The sequence below is a fragment of the Pseudomonas sp. NPDC099000 genome (genome assembly GCF_044759925.1).
GTDB lineage: Bacteria > Pseudomonadota > Gammaproteobacteria > Pseudomonadales > Pseudomonadaceae > Aquipseudomonas.
The window spans coordinates 1-19,201 of the sequence record NZ_JBIWAF010000008.1; the positions used below are offsets into that span (position 1 = coordinate 1).

The window sequence follows — 19,201 nt, forward strand, 5'->3', positions numbered from 1 at the left end:
CCACAGTTACAACGGTTACCACTCACCTGTAGCAGCGGAAAAGCTGGCGGCGTGAGAACCGAAAAAAATGTCCAAAATTACTGGACCAGTTCAGCCTGCTCGCGATAGCTATCTGTCAGCCACATCAATACTGAATGTGCCGCCGCCATCGCGAGGAGGCTCACTCCTACATTTGATTCCTGTCGAACACAAAATCTGCGTGCGCTGGAGATCCACTGTAGGAGCGAGCCTGCTCGCGATGGCCGCAACTCGGTCTGTCAATCGGATATCAGGCGCTGGCCGCCCCCGTCACCACCGGCCGTCCCGGTTTGCGCAGCGGATCAAGCCGTGAGCCGGTGTAGCGGGTTTCGCGGTAGAAGCGCCAGCGGCCGAACAGGCCGTAGACGTGGGTGACGCGACCCTGCTCGTGATAGCCCATGCGGATGTGCAGCTTCAGGGCAGGGATGTTGTGGGTTTCGCAGACGTCCACCACCTTGTTGCAGCCTTGGGCCGCCATTGCTGCCCAGAGGTCTACCTGAGCATCCACCGACAGGCTGGTGCCGAAGTAGGGGCGGGTCATTTCGCCGCCGAACTCGAAGAATTCACCGGGTTTGACCGGGAACCAGCAGCCGTAATAGTGACGGTCGTGGTAGTCGCGGATGCTGCCCCAGATGAACGCAATAGCGTGGCCTTCTTCGTCCAGGTACATGTGCCCGGTGTGGCCCTCGGTGGCGAGCTCGGCCATGGTGTCGACGCGGTCACCAAAATGCTTGCCAAAAGCTGTGGCGTTTTCCTTGGTGATGTTCACCCTGCGCAGGCCCGAATAGGGACGCAGTTTGTGCGGCTGTACCGGGCTGACCAGGTCGCGCTCCATCCATAAAAGCTCCCAGTGGAAGAACACGTAGCGTTTCCACAGCGTGCTGAACGTGCGGCTCAAGCCCTTTTGTTTTATGCGTTCGCGAAGCTTTTCGATGATGCTCATGACGCTCTCCTTAGCCTAAGCCAGGGTGTGGGTGGAAACGCTTTTGTTGTGTATAGATCAAGCTTGATAGTTCATATCAAAGCGCCAGCTTTGAATATGTTGCAACTTATGTAACTCATTCGAGCGCTGCAGCACCTGTCATCAAATGGCTGTTTGCAGCGCCATAGGAAACCCGCGGCACACCTTGAAGGCGCCGCTCTAGAACAAGGGTTAGCGACTCTTCCGAATGCAAATAGGCATCGCCGAAATCAGCGCCAAGCTGAGTCGGATGAGCCACGATTTCCAGCACACCGTCAGTCGGCATGGCGTCATTGCGCAGGTCCACTGGCGTGCACACATAATCCGCGGTCACACCGGCCAGACTCTGTAAACGGCTGTTGAGCAACGTCTTGAACACGCGCTTGGGCAAGCTCAGGTTTTGCCCCAGATTGCGCGCCAGGCGCACGGCCACCCCTTGGCTGGCGGCGAAGCGGGCGACGATTTCGCCGATGGGCCAGATGTTGTGAACGTGTTGATGGGAATCGATGTGGCTGGGCCGTACCCCGTTGTCCACGCAGCGTTGCCATTGCGCTTTGAGCTCCTCAAGCACCGCGTCGCGGTCCCTGCGGCTGAGCCAGAGGCGATGACGGGACAGGTTGAGATCGAATACCCCGTTGCTGTCACAGAAGTTCGTTCGACCCAGTATCGACTGACTCAACGGACGCCCGTACGTGAGGTTGAAATGCAGGCCGATCCGGTCCTTGAGCAACGGATGCTGGGCCATGACGCACGCCGCTTCGAAGGCCGGCATATTGGCCATGGCCGTGGCGGAGCTGATCACCCCGGCCTGGAAGGCACCGAGGATCACCGCGTTTTCGCACGGGCTGATACCGAAATCGTCAGCGTTGACTATGACTTGGCGAGGCATGGTCGCTCTCCCTGTTTGTGTCGGTTGGCTTCGCTGCTTTGAGCACCGGTGCGGCGGTAACGGCCGCGGCTGCACGTTTGGCTCGCTGTTTCTGCAACAAGGGTTTGAGCCGCTGCCAAAGTCTCAGGGCCAGGCCCAACGCCAGGCCGCTGGGGCGCCAGGAATAGAAACTCCAGCGCCAGTGTTCCAGTTGCCCGGTCATGCGCTCGTGCAGTTGATGGCTGGAGTTTTCCAGGCTCACCCGCGAGGCGTCGATCCAGCGCCAGTGCTCATCCAGTCCCCAGCGAATCCACTCTTCGAGCAGCACCCGACCGCTGCCCAGATCGGCGTATTGCGGCAGGAACGCCAGGTTGTAATCGTACAGCCGGCCCTGCTCCAGCAATCCGAGGCGGTAGCTGATGCAGCGCCCGTCCAGTTCCAGCACCACGACCCGCACCAGCCCCTGTTCGGCGAGGGCGGTAAAGGCTCGGTCCATCCATTGTCGGTGGCGTTCATCGGAAAAAATCCCGACGCCTTCATCGCCTTTCCAACTGACCGCTTCGACTTCACTGATGGCCTGCAACAACGGGCCCATGGTCGCCCCGTCGGGCGTGATCCGCCGAACGACAGCGCCACATGCCGCGATGCGTTTGCGTGCACGGCGCAGTTTATAGCGTGGGTCACCCGAGACTTCCTGGTGGTCCGCGTCGCTGATCACGTGCACCGGCACCCGACAGCTGAGGCGTCGTTCACCGGTCGAACTGTGGGTCATCCACTCGGTCAGCGCGCTTTCTTCGCCGACCGGTTCCGACAACTCGTTGAGTTGCAGCAGGGCATGGGGAACCTGTCGACGGATCTCGATCAGTGTCTTGCGGATATTCTCCGAGTCCATTTTTGCGAGGAGCGCGAGGCGGTCGGTGAGGGGGTAGCCAAGGTGATGCAGCACGCGAAACGGCAGCCTGGCGAAACGTTCGACGCAGGCCACCAACGGCAAACACAAAACCAGCTCATGACCTTGCCAGCCGAGCAACACGTGCAAGCGTTGCCCGGTTGTCAGGGCTTGTTCGGACGCGCGCATCCAGGCCAGGGTGTTGAACGGTGTGTGGTCCGACACTCGCAGGCGCAACGCTTCATAAGCCGTTGCCGGGAAGTCAGCGGCGCACAGCGAAGTGCGCCATTCGAATCGTGCTGCCATAGGGTCAGGTCACCGCTGCTGTGGCGGGTTCACGTGCCGGTTTGCGCAAGGCATCCAGACGTGAGCCGCTGTAATGGGTTTCGCGGTAGAAGCGCCAGCGACCAAACAGATCGTAGACGTTCATGATCCGCCCTTGTTCCTTGTAGCCGGTGCGTATGTGCAGTTTGAGGGCCGGGATATTACTGAACTCACAGACATCCACCACCGTGTGGCAACCCTGGGCCAGCATGGCTTTCCATAAATCCGTCTGCAGGTCCATCGACAGCGCAGTGCCCCAGTACGCACGGGTCAGCTCGCCGCCGAATTCGAAGAACTCGCCTTCTTTCACCGGGAACCAGCAGCCGAAATAGTGCTTGTCGTAATAGTTGCGTACCGCGCCCCAGATGAACGCCACCGCGTCGCCTTTGTCGTCCAGGTGCATCTGCCCGGTGTAACCTTCGCGGGCCAGTTCGGCCATGGTGTCCACGCGGTCACCGAAGTAACGGGTGAAGGCCACGGCGTTCTCCGGGGTGATGCTGACCACCTGCAGCGGCGGGTAGGGCTTGAGTTTGTACGGCGGTACCGGACTGACCAGGTCACGCTCCATCCACAACAGTTCCCGATGGGAAAACACGTAGTGCTTCCAGATTTTTATGAGGGTGGCGCGCAGGCCTTTTTGTCTGATGTGTCGGCTGAGTTTCTGCAAAACGCTCATGTTATTGACTCCTGACGGTCTGGACCGTGAGTGGAGTGATGCGAGGTGCGGCCAATGGCCGGGGTCGCAATGCAATAGTTGGCAATTCATGAGGCGCTCCAGCTTAGATTGAACAGGGTCTGTCCTGGCAGCTCGAAGCTGACGCGACCGTCCTGGCAATTGAAGGGGGCGTCGCGGGCGCGGTTGTCGGCACCGAAATAGCGTAATGAACCGTTGGCCAGCGGACACTGGGCCCCGGTCAGGGTCACACGCTGCAAGCGCGTGCCTTTGTTGACGCCCAGCAGGCTGCGTTTGAGGTCCTCGGCCATGGCCAGCACGTCGACCTCGAAGGCCTCATTCTCCAGACGCATGACATCGTGCAGCCAATTCTGGCGGATGAACTGCTGGGCCAGGCCCACGGGTTTGAGCTCGAAGCGATCGTCGCCGAGTACGCGTAACATGCCTTTGGGGTAGTTGGGTTCGTCGGCGGCCTGGAACCAGCTCAGCATCTCCAGCAAGCCGTCCTGAGACGAATTGATGACGACCGACGCCCACCACAACGACGCGAAGTGGGTTTCCTGATCGTAAGGACTGAGGCTGGAACCGCTGGACATGTTGGTCTGGTCCAGCAGCAAGGCTTTGCGCGGCCGGCCCTGGGCGTCGAGGCCGACCAGCTCGGCGGCGCGGCGCACGCTGTCACGGTAGACCCGTGTCGCCAGCAGGTCGCGAATCATCCATTCGTGCCAGGCCAGGGCATCGATGTTGTCGCCGGATTCGGCCAGCAAGCGTTTGGCCCAATCGATGCCGCGCTTGTCGGCAGCGTTGTCGGCAAACGGGCCGTTGACCAGCCGCGAACTGGCGGGCATGGCGATGCGCACGCCGGCCTTGGCATTGGCGGGGTTGCTGCGCACTTGCCGGGCCATGCTGTTGAAGATGCTTTGGTAGTTGGTGTAGTCCGGGTAGTTGAGGTTCGGCTCGTCGGCGAAACCGATGTAGTGCGTGCCTTTGCCGCCCAGGGCCCGGGTCGCTGCGAGCCAGGCGTCGAGCCCGGCGTTGCTCTGGGTGTCGGCGCGCAAGTCAGCCTGGCGCTGGCTCCCGGCCAACAAGGTGATGTCCTGGGTGATGCCGAAGCGGTCCTGATACAGCCGGCGGAAAGCGTCTTCGTACTGCGGGTTCTTCGCCGTGATGTCGACGAAGCTGTAATAAGTGCCTGCCTGTGGCTTGAGAGCATCGAGCATTGCATAACTCGATTCCGGCACTTTGACGTAGGGCAGGGCAATGCCCAGGTTCGGGGTCGGGCCGAGTACTTGATTGTGCAGCGTCAACCGGACCTGGCCATCGTCCTCGCGCAGGGGCTTGAGCTGCTGCGGGTTCTGGGCGAAGAGGTTGGCGGTGCCATCGAGCCAGAACGCCACTTTGCCGCTGCCTTGCAGCCGCAGGCGCCAGACCTGTGGTTCAGTGGCGACCGGCAACTCGACCTTGTCGAACTGCCAATAGCCCCGATACGGTTTCAACGCCAGCGCCACTTGTTTGCCGTCGCCCACCCGCTGCGCTTGCAGGGCGCTGACACCGCCGTGGAACTTGCCGGCCAGCACCGCGTGTTCACCCGGCGCCACCTTGAAGTACAACTCATCGCCACTGTGGGTTTCGGCGCTGAAATGCACCTTGGCCGGGGCGAACAGCGCCACCGTGCGTTCGTCGTGTTCAACCCGGTAGCGACGGAAGCTGTAGCCCGGAATTTCCAGTTGATAGCTGGAGGCACTCGGGGCCAACGGCCAGCTCTGGCTGCCGCGCGATTCACTGGCGGCGATCAGGCGCTCGCCCTGGAGTTTGCCCTGGCCGTCGATCAGGTACAGGCGTTCTTCGTTGGCATCCGCCTGCCACGCGGGTGCCCAGCGAATGGTCAGGGTGTCGGGGCGGTCCGGTTGCAGGTACAGGCTGCCGTCGCGAATGTCGGCCCAACGCATGGGCGCCGCCTGGGCGCTCAGCGAGAGGCCCAGACTCAACAGCAAGACTAGGCGTTTCATGCCGACTTCCGTTGCAGCATGTGCAGCATCGGCGCTACATCGCTGGGCAGGATGATCAGGGTTTGCCAGACCGGCACGCCGGTCAACCGGCAGTACATCACCAGCAGCGCAAGGGTCACCGCGACGTAGGCGATGGACGATGCCGCCGCCGCGCCGACGATCCCGTAAGCAGGGATCAACACCAGGTTCAGCGCCAGGTTCAGCAGGGCGCCCAGGCCCATCAACAACGAAATCGAGCCGGGACGATTTTTGCCCAGCAAGTCCAGGCGCAGGATGCTCGCGTAGCACAGACCCAACAGGCCCGGCAGCAGCGCCAACAAGGCGGGGTAGGCGGGCTGATAGGCCACGCCGAACAACGTCACGATCAGCCACTCACCGATCACGGCCATGGTCACGCAGGCGCCGAGCATCACCGTGGCGGTCAGGCGCAGGGCCAGCGGCGTCACTTTGTCGATGCCTTCTTCCTGTTGCAGCAGGCGTTTCATCAACGGTGTGGTCACGGCTTCCGGGACGATCAGCAGTAACTCGGCGGCGGCGCTGGCCATGGCGTAATGACCGAGCGCGGTGCTGCCGAGCAGGGCGCCGATGAACAGATAATCGGAACGCAGGATCACTTGCTGGAACAGCATGTCGGGATGGCTGCGGGCGCTGTAGCGCAGCAGCTCATTCTGACTGGCGCGGTCCCATTGCAATTTCAGGGGCTGAGCGCGTTTGAGCCAGAACCAGCCCGCCAGCACCACCAGGCTGATGCCTGCCAGCCAACTGATCAGCGCCGCTTCCAGTGCGGAGTCTTTCCACATCCAGAACAAGGCGAGAAACAGCAGCAGCGGTGCCAGGGATTCCACCAGGCGCAACGCGTTGAATGCCACCACGCCGCCGGATGCGTTGTGCAAGGTCAGCAGACCACTTTTAAGTACGGTCAACGGCACCGCTAGCAACAACAGCCAGGCGAGCAGGCCCAGTTGCGTGGTGATGTCGAGTTCGCTGCCGAACTCACGCACCAGGGCGACCACCAGCAAGGTCAAAAGACCCGCCAGCAGGCAGCCGAACACCAGCACCTGACTCAGCAGTAATCCCATGGGCCGCTGCTTGGCCGCCTGAAAACCCACCGCCGAATTCAGCCCGCCGCTGGTGGCGGCGCTGATCAGGTCGGGCAGGGTGCTGAGCAATGCAAACAAACCCCGTTCGCTCGGCCCGAGGATCCGTGCGAGCAACACGTTGCGCATCAGTCGCAAACCGATCATCGCCAGTTTGGTGCCCATGCTCAGGGCCAGGTGCTTGAGGTATTGGCTGCGGCTCATGCGCGTGCTCCGCGGTACAAGCGCCAGGAAAGCAGTTGCGGATTACGCGCCACCCGTTGGCTGACGCCGAAGCGAGGCAGGTTCAAAGGGTCGTCGGTGCCCCGATAAATCCCGGTGCCAGTGCCCAGGGCGAACGGGTAATCATGATCGGCAACGTGTTCACGCACCCGCGCATCGTTGTCGCCGTTGGGGTAGCAGTAGACCGGCAGCGGCCGGTTGCAGCCATTGTGCAAGGCATCGCGGCTGCGGCTGAGTTCTTCATGCAAACGCTGATCGTCGAGACCGGTGAGTATCGAATGGCTGGCGCCGTGCGGGCCGAACCGCACCAGGCCCGAGGCTTCCAGCATGCGCACTTGATGCCAGTCCAGCGCCTGGGGCAATGACTCGTCCGGGCACTCATCGGTCAGGCGATTCAAGTCAGCAGGGCTGAGGGTTTTCAGGCTGTGCAGATAATGCAGCAAGGCCAGGCTGCGACGCTCCACATCCAGCTCATCGAAGGGCGCCGGCAATGGCCGACCGACCTGTCGCAGGCAGTCGATCAATTGCATCCGCGCCCGTTCACCGTGGCTGCCCCAGAGGGTTTCGCCGATGCTTTCCCACCAGAACCGCTGGCGGCTGCCGATGAAATCGGTGGAGAGAAAGATGCTCGCCGGCACCTGGTATTTTTGCAGCAGCGCGAAGGCGTTCAAGGCGTTGTCGCGCCAGCCGTCGTCGAAGGTCAGGGTGATTTTCGGGCGATCCGATCGCACCGTGCCGGGTTGCAAGATGTCCATCAACGACACGCAATCGAAGTGCTTTTTCAGCCACACCAGCAAGTGTTCGAACGCCTTCGGCCCGACGCACAGCTCATTGCGATGGGGCAGGTCGGCGGCGTGGTCGCTGGCCAGCACCCGATGCAACATCAGAATCACACCGGCGCCTTGCAGTTGATTGCGGCCCACCGGCGAATTGAGATAAAGCCAGCCACTGGTACGTTTTAATAATTGTCTGATCGCCATGGCTCAGTCCTTTCAACGGTTTTGCTCAGGGTTCCACTGGGCGTACCGCTGCCCCCGCAGGAACTGCCACAGACCGATACTCATCCCGGCCAGGGTCACCAGAAGGAACGCGGCGAGGCGAAAAGGTTTGGGCAACCGGTGTTGCGAATCCAGCAGGCCAGCGATGGCTACCGCGTAACCGAGCAGTTGCGCGACCAGGCTCAGGCGATAGAAACCGTGTTCTTCCCACAGCCAGAAATTGCTCAGCAACAGCGGCAGCAGCAGGATCGGCGCCAGTCGGCGGATCAGCTTGTGGCTGATCAACGCAATCGAATACAGGCCATGTTTCAGCGGATTGAGCAGTTCGCTGCGCTGGGCCAGGCTTTGCAAGCCCCCGACGGTGACCCGCTGGCGACGGCGGAATTGTTTGTCGGCCTCATCGACGCCGTGGTCGATCACCTGCGCCTCGGGCACATAGACAATGCGCTTGAACGCCACCGGCGCGCAGGTGCTGATGAAGAAGTCATCGTTGACCTCGGCCGGCACCTCCTGGAACAACTCACGGCGCAGGGCGAGCAGGGCGCCGTCGGCGGAGACCATGCAGCCGGTGCGGTTTTCCACCCTGCGCAGCCAGCCTTCGTAATGCCGATAGAGGCTGTCGCCGATACTCAAGCCACCGCCGGTGACCGGGATCACCATGTGCCCGGCGCAGGCACCGACTTGCGGATCGCACAGCGGCGCCAGCAGGTGACCGAGGGTGCCGCGGGACCATTGGTTGTCGGCATCGGTGAACACCAGAATGTCCCCGGTGCTCAACGCCACGCCGGCATTCAGGGTCGCGGCCTTGCCCTGGCGAGGCAGGTCGAGGATGGTGATGCGCGGGTCGATGACCTTGTGCGCACAGGCCACGGTGTCATCGGTCGAACCGTCGCTGGCCAGAATGATCTGCAACGAGGCCGGCTCATAATCCTGAGCAAGCAACGTGCGCAACTTGTGTTCGATGTGCCGCGCCTCGTTGTGCGCGGCAATCACGATGCTGATGTTCATCGGTTCAGCAATTGCGTGACGCCGCGCGGCAAACAACGGCGCCAGCAATGTCAGCAGCAGCGGATACCCCAGATAGGCGTAGACCGGCAACAACAGGCACAACCAGAAAATGAATTCAGCCACGGGCAGGCCTCCTGGCTTTCCAATGACACAGACTGAGGATGAACGCGGCACCGGCCAGGTGCAGACGCAACCAGTGCAGGCCCCAGAGTTGCAGGGTCAACAGCAGATCGCGGTGCTTGAGGGTCTGGCGCAGGCTGAGGAAAAGCGCCGGCAAACTGGTGACGAACAACATGAACAACGCCACGTTGGGGAACCCGTCGAGCAGGGCGGAGATTGCGATGAAATCCAGAACCCAGGCGGCGAGCGATAGCATCGGGAAACGCAGCAGACGAATGCTCATCCCGTGGCTGCGCAGTAACTGCAGATGGCTGCCCTGACGCCAGAACTCCTTGCCCATCCATTCGTGCCAGCTGCCCTCGTAACCCCAATGCAAGGCGACGGTCTGGTTGACCGAGAGCAGGCGGGCCCCTGCGTGGGAAAGGCGCATGGTGAAATCCTTGTCCTCGCCGGTGCGCAGGGTTTCGTTGAAGCCACCGACCTTGTCGAACCAGGGGCGGCGCATCAACAGGTTGGAACTGGGTAGCCAGCGCACTGTTTGCACCGTCTCGTCGTTCGGGCGCAACGTGCGGCGTTGCCAGGCATTGGCATACCACGGGGCTTCGGCCGGGGTGTGCAGGTCCAGCCCAAGCACGTCGACCTGAACCGCGGGTTCGATTTTCAACAACAGCGTCAGCCAGTCCTCGGGCAACTCGACATCGGCATCGATGAAGGCCAGCCATTCGCCGGTGGCGATGGCAGCACCGCGATTGCGCAAGGCGCCGATCAGCACGCCCGGCAGCAGCAGCACTTGCGCGCCCATTTGCCGGGCAATGTGCGGACCCTGATCCTCGGAGCCGTTGTCGGCCACGATCAGCTCGCATTCCAGCCCGGCGGCGATGGCCGCGCGTTGCGCGGCCAACAGGGTCCGGGCGATGTGGCGGGCTTCGTTGTACATCGGGATAACGATACTGATGCGACTCATGCCTTGGCCTCCGCGAGTGGGCTTTCTTCGGCTTTCAAACGCAGCACGCTGGTCAGGGCGAGCATGATCCACACGTACTTCTGGTTGGGTGCGCTGAGGAACATCAAAAACAGCGTCAGCGACAGAAAGCTCATGCTCAGGTGCGTCAGCAAATCCGCCTGCTCGCGGTTGCGTCGCTGCATCCACACACGACGGGCGCGGACCAGGTTGTACAAGCCCAGGCCGAGCATGCCGACGAACAACAGGCCGGCGGGAATCCCCAGCTCACTGAAGATTTCCAGGTAGGTGTTGTGGGCGCGACGGTAGAGGTCGCCGATTTTGCGGTTGGCCGAAAACGCCTTGGCATAACCGGTGGTGGCGTAGTGCAGCGGAAACGTCCCGGGACCGGTGCCCAGCAACGGGTTCTCGCGGATCATCTCGCTGCCGACCACAATGTACGAGGCTCGACGGCCGAGGGATTGGTCCTGGCTCTTGGCGCCGGCGCTCAAAATGCTCAAGGACTGAATGCGCTCGATGTAACCCTTCGGCATCGCATAAATGGCCAGCGGAATCACGATCACCAGGCCCAGCATCGCGAAACCCAGATGCCGTGGACGGATGCGTTTGAGCTCGGCGCGGTAGTGCCAGACGCCGATCATCAGGCTGAGGAACAGCACCACCAGCCCCGAACGGGATTCGGTCTTGGTCATGCCGCCCAGCAGCAAAATGCAGCAACCGACCCAGAACAACCGATGCAAAAAGTGCGGGCTGCGCACCACCTGCAGCAAGCCGAGAGGCACGGCGAAGGCAATCAGCATGGCAAAGGAGTTCGGGTCTTCCAGCAGGCCGGCAGCGCGACCCTGGTCCTGGTATTTGATGGAGAACATCGCCAGCACGCAGGTCGCCGTGACACTGAGGGTGACCATTTTGGCGAACAGGTCCATGTCCAGTTCGCGGGCAATCAGCAAGGTGATCACAAACAGCACCAGGCCGACGCTCAGCTCCCGCAGATGCCCCATCGACATGCCCATGTTATCGGTGTTGATCACGCTCAGCAGGTACAAGACCATGAACCAGATCAGGTAGCGCCAGATATTGCTGCGCAGGCGTTCGGAGGGAATCTGGTGGATGGCCAGTTGCAGCATCAGGATCACGGCCAATGCCGCGCCAAGGAGCTTGGTGCCCGTTAGCGGACTGTCCTTGAAGAAACCTTCGAACGGCACCAGCGCCGCGATCCCGAGCAAACCCCAGGTGGGTTTTCGGTAAAGCAGCGCGACACCGACCAGGCCCAGCACCGCCCCCGGCGCCAGAAACGGATAAGGGCTGGCCAGCAAACCGAGGCAGACCAGGCCAAACAAACTGACGATCGAGAGCGGAAAGATCACGTGCGTGCCTCCCGTGCAGTACGGAGATAAAGTTGCGACCAGCGTTCGGCCAGGGCCTTGAGGTCGTAACGGTCCAATTGCGTACGTTTTGCGTTGTCGATCAGTTCGCGAGCCATGACCGGTTCAGTCAGCAACGAACCGATCTGGCGGGCGAGGGCGGCGCTGTCAGCGGGTGTCGCCAGCAGGCCGTTGTGCCGGTCTTGCAGCACATCGGGAATCCCGCCGACGCCAAACGCCACCACCGGCACGCCGGCTTGCATCGCTTCGAGCAGAATCATCGGCGTGCCTTCGGTGCGCGAGCTGATCACCAGCGCATCGAGTTGTCGCCACCACACACTCATGTCGGTCTGGTAACCGGGCAGGGTGATGCGGTCCTGTAAACCCGCTTCGTTGATGCGCGCCAGCAGCGTCTCCCGTTCCGGGCCGTCGCCGAGCATCACGGCGTCCAGCTGCGGGTGTTGCCGGCAGAGTGGAATCAGCGCATCGAGAAAAAAGTCCGGGCCTTTTTCACTGCTCAACCGCCCGACGTAACCCGCCAGCCAACGCTGGCGTTCCACGTTGTGCGGCAGCAGTCCGGGTGCCGCCGGTAAACCATTGGGAATCACCTGCAGCTTTTCCGCCCCGACGCTGGCCTGGCGGCACAGCACGGCGATGCTTTCTGCGACGCAGACCACGCGATTCACTGACGCGGTGCGGCACAGTTGCAGGCTCAGCCAGGTGTAGAACTTCTGCTTGCGACTGCGTGGTGTGAAACCGTGCTGGGTAATCACCAGCGGCAGGCGCAACAACGTTGCGCCTACCCAACCAAACAACAGGCCCTTGAAGTTGTGCGTATTGATCAACGGCCGTTCCGCCCGGCGTTGGCGCAAATGCGCCAGTAAGTCCCCCAGCCCCGCGCAACCCCGGCAGTCGACCCCCGCCTGGCGAAACCGCGCGATCAAGTCTGGTGGCGCATCGAGAAACAGCACCTGGTGCTGCCCCGGCGTCGCCAGGCAATGGTCCAGCAGCATCCGCTCAGCCCCGTAGAAGCCGCCGCTGCTGAGCAAATGAATGATCGGCAGGGAAGGGTTGAGCGGCGCGTTCAATTGCGCACCCAATGCACGAGGCCAGGCACGGACCAGTTGCTGTGCGGATTGGTCGGTTCCACGTTTTGATCGTTGATCACCAACAGCACCGGCAAGCCCAGTTCGTGGGTGATTTGCGCTGGGTGTTTGAAACGGTGATCGAAGAACTCACGCACGTAGACCAGGGCAATCGCCAGCAACAGACCGGTGAACAACCCGAACGGAATAATCAGCATCGGTTTCGGGAACGCAGCTTCGGTCGGCTCATACGGCGGGCTGAGCACCCGTGCGTTGGACAGGTCGTTGTCCAGCGAGCGAGAGGTGCTGCTTTCGGCGAAGCGCTGGGCGTAAGTAGAGAACGCCGCGTGCAAGCCGTTGATCTCGGTGTCCATCTGCCGCAGCTTGCTCTGGGTTTGCTGCAACTGGTGGATGCGTTCCTTGTACTCGGCAATGCGCGCGGTTTTCTGGTTAATCACCGAGCTGACGATCGCCAGGTCGTTGGTGCGCTCCTGAATCCGGTTGCTGACCACTTTTAGAAACTGCTGACGGGTGCGGGCGATTTGCTCGCGGGTCAGCAACATCGGTTCGCTGCTTGGCTGAAAGATCGCCAGGTCGTTCATGTAGCGGCTGACCTGAGTGGTCAGGGCCTTACCCATTTGTTTGATCTCGCGATCTTCAAACGCCACGTTGTCCACGGTGGTGGTGAAGGTGTAGGGGAAGGTGTAGTCGTTGAGTTTGGAGTTGCTGGCAGCGGCCAGGCTGGTTTTCAGATAGTCGAGCCAGCGTTGGCTTTGCAGCAGGCGGTCGCGGTACAGGTTGAGCGCTTGTTCCTCGGTGTTGATGGCGTTGAGGCGGAAGGTGATTTCTTCCTTTGGATCGGACGAGCCGACGCCTTCAAGCAAGGCAAGCCGAGTGCCTTCCAGGCCATCGAGCCGCACTTGGTACTGCTTCTTTTTGGTTTCGTAGAACGATTGTGGCAAGTCGATGGATTGCAATTCCTGACGGCTGGTCAGGTAGTTCTGCAGCAAGGCGGCGACAAAGTTGGTGCCTTGGGCCGGATTGTCAAAGCTGTAGATGATGGAGATCACGTTGGAGCCTGGCAGCGTCTCGATTTTCAGACTGTCCATCGCCTCTTGAGTCAGTGCATCCAGCGCCGTGTCACGCACCGGATCGGTTTCCAGGCCGAGGGCGTCTTTCATCGGGTTGATCACGTATTCCCGCAGCGGCGTGGTTACGTATTGTTTGAACGGCTGGGTCACCAGTTTGTTGAAGACGCCAGGGGTGGGCGTGTACTCACCCTTGGCGCGCAACTCGCTGATGGTCTGCCGGATCAAGGCTGGCGAGCGCAGGATATTGCTCTCGGTTTCCATGTCCGCCAGGGACGGTGGAATGAACGAGGCGTTCTCCTGGTTGAGGGATGTGGTGGCGTCTCCCTGTGAGAGTTTTTTGGATTGCACGATCACCTGGGCGGTGATATCGAAGCTCTGTTTGAGCATCAGCGGCAAGACCAGGGCGATCACTGCAAAGAGCAGGAAGACTCGTTTCACCAACTGCTTGTTGGCGAAGAAGATCCTGAAGAACTCGTGCAGGTAGTTTTCCTTTGGATTCATGGTCGGTCACCTGAGAGTTAGTTGCTGTCACTGTCTTTGTTGTCGACGCGGTAGCCGAAGCTGAAGCCCACGCCTTGGAACAACACCACGTCTGCCAGTTGCCTTGCGAGTTCACCGGCGCTGGCCAGTTTGGTCTTCGGCACATAGAGCATGTCGTCCGGTTGCAGGTACGCAATCTGCGACGCATCGCCGGCCAAAGCCTTTTCGACGTCGTAGCGCACGGCCTGCACCTGGTTGCCATTGCGGCGCATGATCATCACCGAATCGAGCCGCGCCTTGACGTTGGAGCCTCGGGCCAGGGTCAGCGCTTCAAGCACTGAGACCGGCCGGCGAATAGGGTAGGAACCCGGTTGGCCCACTTCGCCCAGCACATAGATTTCGTTACCCGCCGTGGACTTCAGCAGCACGTCGACGGTCATCCGCCCCGGCAGCTTCGCGTAGCGTTGGTTGAGGAAGGTTTCCAATTGGTTGACGGTCATGCCTTGCAGCGGCACGGCGCCGATTTCCGGGAAGCTGGCGTAGCCGTCGGTGCCCACGGTGATCTCCCGGCTCATGCCGGTAGCGGGGTGGTTCAGGGCACTTTTGAGGTTCGACTCGTTGCTCAGCGGGCTGATGACCTGCACGGACAGCTGGTTGCGGTTAGGCTGGAACAGCTGTTTACGCTGGTAGGCACGCTGGATTTCCTCACGCGCTTGTTCGGACGTCAGCCCGGCGATTTTCACCGAGGTGTTGGCGCCCGGCAGTTCAATGGTGCCATCGGGCAGCACCAGTTGATTGCCGTTGAGCTGGCTGGCAGCGGTGAAGTTCAGGCCGATCTGGTCACCGGACTGGATGCGGTAGGCGTCCGAGCCGCTGGTGCTGATGTGGAAGATCACGTCCAGCACATCCTGTGGCCGCAAGGTCTGTTCGATCTTGGGCATGTCGGTGGCCTGGGCGTTGGCCGGTGAGGCCGTGAGGATATTCACCGGCATGTTCTGGGTTTCGGAAGTGCTGGAGCAACCTGCAAGCGGCAGCAACAGCAGGACAAGCATTTTGGCGTTCATGTCGTCATCCTTTGGCGATTGCTTACAGGTTTTTGTACAGCCATTTCGGCATGTAGTACTTGCGCCGGTTGAACACGCTGCCGACCAGTTTCGCGCCGGCCTGGGTCAGGCGCTGAACCGCCGCCTGCGCCACTTCCCAGCGTGTGTCTTCGGAGCGCACGACCATGATCACGCCGTCCACCTGGGTGCTGATGATCATGGTGTCGGCGGCGGAATACACCGCGTCGCCGTCGATCACCACAAAGCGATACTGACTGCCGAGCTGATCGAGCAACAGGCCCAGGCGTTCAGGGGTCAGGTGCTCGGTGCCACGCACATACCGGCCGTTGGGCAGGATGTGGAAGGGCAGGCTGGAGACATTCACCACGCAGTCCTGCAGCAGTGGCGGGCTCTGGGTGTTGAACAGCAGGTCGCGAAAACCGCGCTCCTTGGTCAGCCCCAGCTGCTGCGTGAGGTTGGTCGACGACTGGCTGGCATCGACCAGCAGCACCTCGCCGCTGCTCATTTGCGCCAGTTGGCTGGCCAGCGCCAGGGCACTGGTGGTGGTGCCAGCGCCGGGGTTGGCGGCGGTCAGGAATAGGATCCGCAGATCTTGATCGAGCACGGTCGACGTCAGGTTGGACTCGCTCGGGTTGGCAATGCTTAGACTTTTGGCTGATGAACCGTCCATTTAACTCGCTCCGTGGCCGCTGAACACTTTGAAGGGGGTTTTCAACAGGATCTTCAGATCAAGCAACAGGCTCTGCTCGGCGATATAGCTGAGGTCCAACTCAACGCGCTGGTCGAAGTCGATATTGCTGCGCCCGGAGATCTGCCACAGGCCGGTCATGCCGGGGTAGATGCTCAGGCGTGCAAGGTGATTGTCCTTGTAGCGGTAGGCGTTGAACGAGGTCGGCCGCGGGCCCACCAGGCGCATGTCGCCCGTCACCACATTGATCAGGTTCGGCAGCTCATCCAGGCTGCTGCGCCGCAGGAAACCACCGATGCCGGTGATGCGCGGGTCCTTGTCGATCTTGAAATCGATCGCGTCGGCTCCGTGCTTGTTCAGGTGACGCAAGGACTCCTTGAGCTCCTCGGCGTTGGCCACCATGGTGCGGAACTTGTACATGCCGAACTTGCGACCGCGATAGCCCGTGCGTTTCTGCACGAACATCACCGGTCCCGGGCTGCTGAATTTGATCGCCAGTGCCAGGCCCAGCAGGATGGGCGAGATCAGCACCAGAATCACCAGCGCACCGAAGCAGGCGACAACGCGATTGGTGCGTGACAACGTCCAGGGGCGACCGCCGTCACGGCCGGTCATCCAGCCGCGACCCTGCATATGAATCGCGGTATCGAGGCGCATTCGGTGTTCCGGGTCCAGGCGTTTGTCTCGGCGCATCTGTTGCAAGGGCACCGTTTTTTCATGTCCAGTCATAGAATCCTCCGCTGAAGTTCAGCCGCTAGCGGCGCGTGGGCGATAGGCAGTCGGTAGTAATTACGGAACCAGGCGATGAAGCGCCCGAGTCCCTCATCCAGCTCGATACCAGGCTGAAATCCGGTTGCCCGAGCCAGGTCACTGGCATCGGCGCAGGTGTTGAGCACGTCGCCCGGTTGCAGGGGCAACAGTTCAACCAAAGCTTTTTGTCCCAGGTGTTTTTCCAGCAGTGCCAGGTAATCCTTGAGCTCCACCGGGTGTTGTCCGCCGATGTTGAAAATCCGCCACGGCGCCATGCTGCTGGCCGGGTCCGGTTGTTCACGGTCCCATTCGGCGTTGGCTTGCGGTGGACGGTCGATCAGGCGCGCGATGCTTTCGATGATGTCGTCGATGTAGGTGAAATCGCGCTGGTGCTCGCCGTAGTTGAACAACTTCAGTGGCTGCCCTTCGGCAATCGCCCGGGCAAACTGGATCGGCGACATGTCCGGCCGACCCCAAGGCCCGTACACGGTGAAAAAACGCAGGCCGGTGCAGGGAATGCCGAACAGGTGGCTGTAGCTGTGGGCCATCAGCTCGTTGGCTTTCTTGGTCGCGGCGTACAGCGACAGCGGATGGTTGACGCCGTCCTTTACCGAATAAGGCGTGTGCTGGTTGGCGCCGTAGACCGAACTGGACGAGGCGTAGATCAGATGCTTGACCGGGTGATTGCGGCAGCTTTCGAGGATGTTGAGGAACCCGCTCAAATTGCTGTCGAGGTAAGCCCGTGGGTTTTCCAGGGAGTAACGCACCCCGGCCTGGGCCGCGAGGTGAATCACCACCTCGGGTTGTTCACGGACAAACAGGGCCTCGATGGCCGGACCATCGGCCAGGTCAACCGTTGCGAGCTGGAAAGCGCCAACCTGCTCCTGCACCCAATCCACGCGGTCGTGTTTGAGTTGCGGGTCGTAGTAATCGTTGAAATTGTCGAGGCCGAACACGTGGTGCCCGTCACGGATCAGCCGTAACACGCAATGGGCACCAATGAACCCGGCCGCTCCGGTGACGAGAATTTTCATGGCCGCGGCGCCTCGGGAACGATGTGCCGCAGGCCGATGCCGCTGTAGTGCAAACCGGCCGCCGCCACTTGTTCCGGGTTGTAGAGGTTGCGACCGTCGACGATCACCCGCGAACGCAACTTGCTCGCCAGCAGGTCGAAGTCGACCACGCGGAAGTTCTTCCACTCGGTGCAGATCACCAAGGCGTCGGCGTCCTCCAGCGTGTCGTCGCGGGTGGCGCACAGGTGCAAGTTATTGCGGTAGCCGTAAATGCGTCGGCATTCGGACATGGCCTCCGGGTCATAGGCCTGCACGCTCGCGCCTTCGGCCCATAGCGCTTCCATCAGGTAACGGCTGGGGGCTTCGCGCATGTCATCGGTGTTGGGCTTGAACGCCAGGCCCCAGATCGCGATGGATTTTCCGGCCAGGCCGTTGGGGAATTGCGCTTTCAGTTTGCCGAACAGGATGTGGCGCTGGCTGTCGTTGACGTCGGTGACGCTGCGCAGCAGACGCAATGGCATGCCGTTGTGTTCGGCGGTGTGCAGCAGGGCGCGCAGATCCTTGGGGAAACACGAGCCACCAAAACCGCAACCCGGGTAGATGAAGTGATAGCCGATGCGCGGGTCCGAACCGATGCCTTTGCGCACCGCTTCGATGTCGGCCCCCAGCAGCTCGGTGAGGTTGGCCAGTTCGTTCATGAAACTGATGCGCGTGGCGAGCATCGCGTTGGCCGCGTACTTGGTCAGCTCGGCGCTGCGGTTGTCCATGAACATGATCTTTTCACGGTTGCGGCAGAACGGCGCGTAGAGCTCGCTCAGCTGGCCGCGGGCTTCATCGTCGTCGGTGCCGACGATGATCCGGTCCGGGCGCATGCAATCGGCGAGGGCGCTGCCTTCCTTGAGAAATTCGGGGTTGGAGACTACCCGCACATTCAGGGCGCTCTTGTCGCGGCGAAGCAGTTCTTCGTTGGCGGTGGCGGCCACCTGGTCCGCAGTGCCGACCGGGACAGTGGACTTGATGATCAGGGTGCGATCGGCCTCCATGAAACTGGCGATCTGGCGGGCCACATTCAGTACGTGACTGAGGTCGGCCGAACCGTCTTCATCGGCGGGCGTGCCGACGGCGATGAAAATCAGCTCGGCGTGTTCGACCGCATCGCTGGCCTGGGTCGTGAACAGCAAACGGCCGGCCTTGATGTTCTCTTCCAGCGTGCCGGATAACCCCGGTTCGCTGATCGGCGGCACGGCCTGTTGCAGTTGCTTGATCTTGTTCGGATCAATGTCGACACATAAGACACGATGTCCGACATCGGCCAGTGCCGCTGCTTGTATCAGGCCGACGTAGCCCGTACCAAATACGCTCACGTCCATATTGGCGTGCCTCGTAAGACGGTTGAAAGAACTTAAATAAGACTGTCAAAAGGGGTATAGCCCAGCGTTGGGAAAACGTGTCAGCAAAATGACATGTTAAGTGGCTATAACAGCCCCATTTTTGGGGCGATTTGCCATCAAGTGCTTG

At 61.2% G+C, this 19,201-nt stretch carries 17 protein-coding genes and 1 pseudogene; 1 reads left to right on the plus strand and 17 read right to left on the minus strand.

The annotated features are described in order from the left end of the window. Window positions 1-268: 268 nt before the first annotated feature. The 3 genes from ACIQV9_RS12260 to ACIQV9_RS12270 form a co-directional block, all read right to left on the minus strand. Entirely contained in the window at window positions 269-961 is a 693-nt protein-coding gene (locus ACIQV9_RS12260; protein WP_403101469.1) for an N-acetyltransferase, read from the minus strand. Between the two features lie 115 nt (window positions 962-1,076). After that, window positions 1,077-1,868, minus strand: a complete 792-nt coding sequence (locus ACIQV9_RS12265; protein ID WP_403101471.1) for a ChbG/HpnK family deacetylase — start codon at window positions 1,866-1,868, stop codon at window positions 1,077-1,079. Beyond that, on the minus strand, window positions 1,840-2,925 hold the full coding sequence (locus ACIQV9_RS12270) for a GNAT family N-acetyltransferase (protein WP_403101983.1): 1,086 nt from the start codon (window positions 2,923-2,925) through the stop codon (window positions 1,840-1,842). Before ACIQV9_RS12270 ends, ACIQV9_RS12265 begins: the two co-directional genes overlap by 29 nt. Between ACIQV9_RS12270 and ACIQV9_RS12275 the strand changes: the two are divergent. Beyond that, window positions 2,918-2,983: pseudogene (locus ACIQV9_RS12275) on the plus strand (hypothetical protein); the annotation flags it as partial. The gene ACIQV9_RS12270 and the pseudogene ACIQV9_RS12275 sit on opposite strands and share 8 nt — an antisense overlap. A gap of 63 nt (window positions 2,984-3,046) precedes the next feature. On the opposite strand, the gene ACIQV9_RS12280 reads toward ACIQV9_RS12275, so the two are convergent. From ACIQV9_RS12280 to ACIQV9_RS12345, 14 genes are all read right to left on the minus strand, one after another. After that, window positions 3,047-3,736 carry an N-acetyltransferase gene (locus ACIQV9_RS12280; RefSeq protein WP_403101473.1) on the minus strand — a complete coding sequence of 230 codons (690 nt, stop codon included), beginning with the start codon at window positions 3,734-3,736 and terminating at the stop codon, window positions 3,047-3,049. 86 nt (window positions 3,737-3,822) lie between these two features. Beyond that, window positions 3,823-5,742, minus strand: coding sequence for a hypothetical protein (locus tag ACIQV9_RS12285; RefSeq protein WP_403101475.1), 1,920 nt, complete (start codon window positions 5,740-5,742; stop codon window positions 3,823-3,825). Next, complete coding sequence (locus ACIQV9_RS12290; protein WP_403101477.1) at window positions 5,739-7,043, minus strand: lipopolysaccharide biosynthesis protein; 1,305 nt, start codon at window positions 7,041-7,043, stop codon at window positions 5,739-5,741. Before ACIQV9_RS12290 ends, ACIQV9_RS12285 begins: the two co-directional genes overlap by 4 nt. After that, on the minus strand, window positions 7,040-8,041 hold the full coding sequence (locus ACIQV9_RS12295; RefSeq protein ID WP_403101479.1) for a polysaccharide deacetylase family protein: 1,002 nt from the start codon (window positions 8,039-8,041) through the stop codon (window positions 7,040-7,042). The genes ACIQV9_RS12290 and ACIQV9_RS12295 overlap by 4 nt, the downstream gene beginning before the upstream one ends. Window positions 8,042-8,053: 12 nt before the next feature. Beyond that, on the minus strand, window positions 8,054-9,190 hold the full coding sequence (locus tag ACIQV9_RS12300; RefSeq protein ID WP_403101481.1) for a glycosyltransferase: 1,137 nt from the start codon (window positions 9,188-9,190) through the stop codon (window positions 8,054-8,056). Continuing rightward, a complete protein-coding gene (locus tag ACIQV9_RS12305) occupies window positions 9,183-10,151 on the minus strand; it encodes a glycosyltransferase (RefSeq protein WP_403101483.1) in 969 nt (322 codons plus the stop codon). Before ACIQV9_RS12305 ends, ACIQV9_RS12300 begins: the two co-directional genes overlap by 8 nt. After that, window positions 10,148-11,515 carry an O-antigen ligase family protein gene (locus ACIQV9_RS12310; protein ID WP_403101485.1) on the minus strand — a complete coding sequence of 456 codons (1,368 nt, stop codon included), beginning with the start codon at window positions 11,513-11,515 and terminating at the stop codon, window positions 10,148-10,150. Before ACIQV9_RS12310 ends, ACIQV9_RS12305 begins: the two co-directional genes overlap by 4 nt. After that, window positions 11,512-12,600, minus strand: coding sequence for a glycosyltransferase family 4 protein (locus ACIQV9_RS12315; protein ID WP_403101487.1), 1,089 nt, complete (start codon window positions 12,598-12,600; stop codon window positions 11,512-11,514). The genes ACIQV9_RS12310 and ACIQV9_RS12315 overlap by 4 nt, the downstream gene beginning before the upstream one ends. Next, the gene (locus tag ACIQV9_RS12320; RefSeq protein WP_403101489.1) at window positions 12,597-14,189 is read right to left on the minus strand and encodes a GumC family protein; all 1,593 of its coding nucleotides are present in this window, start codon (window positions 14,187-14,189) and stop codon (window positions 12,597-12,599) included. The genes ACIQV9_RS12315 and ACIQV9_RS12320 overlap by 4 nt, the downstream gene beginning before the upstream one ends. Window positions 14,190-14,206: 17 nt before the next feature. Further along, window positions 14,207-15,232: a polysaccharide biosynthesis/export family protein gene (locus tag ACIQV9_RS12325; RefSeq protein WP_403101491.1), complete on the minus strand. Its 1,026-nt coding sequence runs from the start codon at window positions 15,230-15,232 to the stop codon at window positions 14,207-14,209. A gap of 22 nt (window positions 15,233-15,254) precedes the next feature. Next, entirely contained in the window at window positions 15,255-15,902 is a 648-nt protein-coding gene (locus tag ACIQV9_RS12330) for a CpsD/CapB family tyrosine-protein kinase (protein WP_403101493.1), read from the minus strand. Next, window positions 15,903-16,649, minus strand: a complete 747-nt coding sequence (locus tag ACIQV9_RS12335) for a sugar transferase (protein ID WP_403101495.1) — start codon at window positions 16,647-16,649, stop codon at window positions 15,903-15,905. Next, window positions 16,646-17,704, minus strand: coding sequence for an NAD-dependent epimerase (locus ACIQV9_RS12340; RefSeq protein WP_403101497.1), 1,059 nt, complete (start codon window positions 17,702-17,704; stop codon window positions 16,646-16,648). The genes ACIQV9_RS12335 and ACIQV9_RS12340 overlap by 4 nt, the downstream gene beginning before the upstream one ends. After that, the gene (locus ACIQV9_RS12345; RefSeq protein WP_403101498.1) at window positions 17,701-19,053 is read right to left on the minus strand and encodes a UDP-glucose dehydrogenase family protein; all 1,353 of its coding nucleotides are present in this window, start codon (window positions 19,051-19,053) and stop codon (window positions 17,701-17,703) included. The genes ACIQV9_RS12340 and ACIQV9_RS12345 overlap by 4 nt, the downstream gene beginning before the upstream one ends. Between the last annotated feature and the right edge of the window lie 148 nt (window positions 19,054-19,201).

Excerpts from the sequence above, each read along its gene's own strand:
- ACIQV9_RS12260 (WP_403101469.1), bottom strand. The coding sequence starts at position 961 with ATGAGCATCATCGAAAAGCTTCGCGAACGCATAAAACAAAAGGGCTTG.
- ACIQV9_RS12265 (WP_403101471.1), bottom strand. The coding sequence starts at position 1,868 with ATGCCTCGCCAAGTCATAGTCAACGCTGACGATTTCGGTATCAGCCCG.
- ACIQV9_RS12270 (WP_403101983.1), bottom strand. The coding sequence starts at position 2,925 with ATGCGCGCGTCCGAACAAGCCCTGACAACCGGGCAACGCTTGCACGTG.
- ACIQV9_RS12280 (WP_403101473.1), bottom strand. The coding sequence starts at position 3,736 with ATGAGCGTTTTGCAGAAACTCAGCCGACACATCAGACAAAAAGGCCTG.
- ACIQV9_RS12285 (WP_403101475.1), bottom strand. The coding sequence starts at position 5,742 with ATGAAACGCCTAGTCTTGCTGTTGAGTCTGGGCCTCTCGCTGAGCGCC.
- ACIQV9_RS12290 (WP_403101477.1), bottom strand. The coding sequence starts at position 7,043 with ATGAGCCGCAGCCAATACCTCAAGCACCTGGCCCTGAGCATGGGCACC.
- ACIQV9_RS12295 (WP_403101479.1), bottom strand. The coding sequence starts at position 8,041 with ATGGCGATCAGACAATTATTAAAACGTACCAGTGGCTGGCTTTATCTC.
- ACIQV9_RS12305 (WP_403101483.1), bottom strand. The coding sequence starts at position 10,151 with ATGAGTCGCATCAGTATCGTTATCCCGATGTACAACGAAGCCCGCCAC.
- ACIQV9_RS12320 (WP_403101489.1), bottom strand. The coding sequence starts at position 14,189 with ATGAATCCAAAGGAAAACTACCTGCACGAGTTCTTCAGGATCTTCTTC.
- ACIQV9_RS12325 (WP_403101491.1), bottom strand. The coding sequence starts at position 15,232 with ATGAACGCCAAAATGCTTGTCCTGCTGTTGCTGCCGCTTGCAGGTTGC.
- ACIQV9_RS12330 (WP_403101493.1), bottom strand. The coding sequence starts at position 15,902 with ATGGACGGTTCATCAGCCAAAAGTCTAAGCATTGCCAACCCGAGCGAG.
- ACIQV9_RS12335 (WP_403101495.1), bottom strand. The coding sequence starts at position 16,649 with ATGACTGGACATGAAAAAACGGTGCCCTTGCAACAGATGCGCCGAGAC.
- ACIQV9_RS12340 (WP_403101497.1), bottom strand. The coding sequence starts at position 17,704 with ATGAAAATTCTCGTCACCGGAGCGGCCGGGTTCATTGGTGCCCATTGC.
- ACIQV9_RS12345 (WP_403101498.1), bottom strand. The coding sequence starts at position 19,053 with ATGGACGTGAGCGTATTTGGTACGGGCTACGTCGGCCTGATACAAGCA.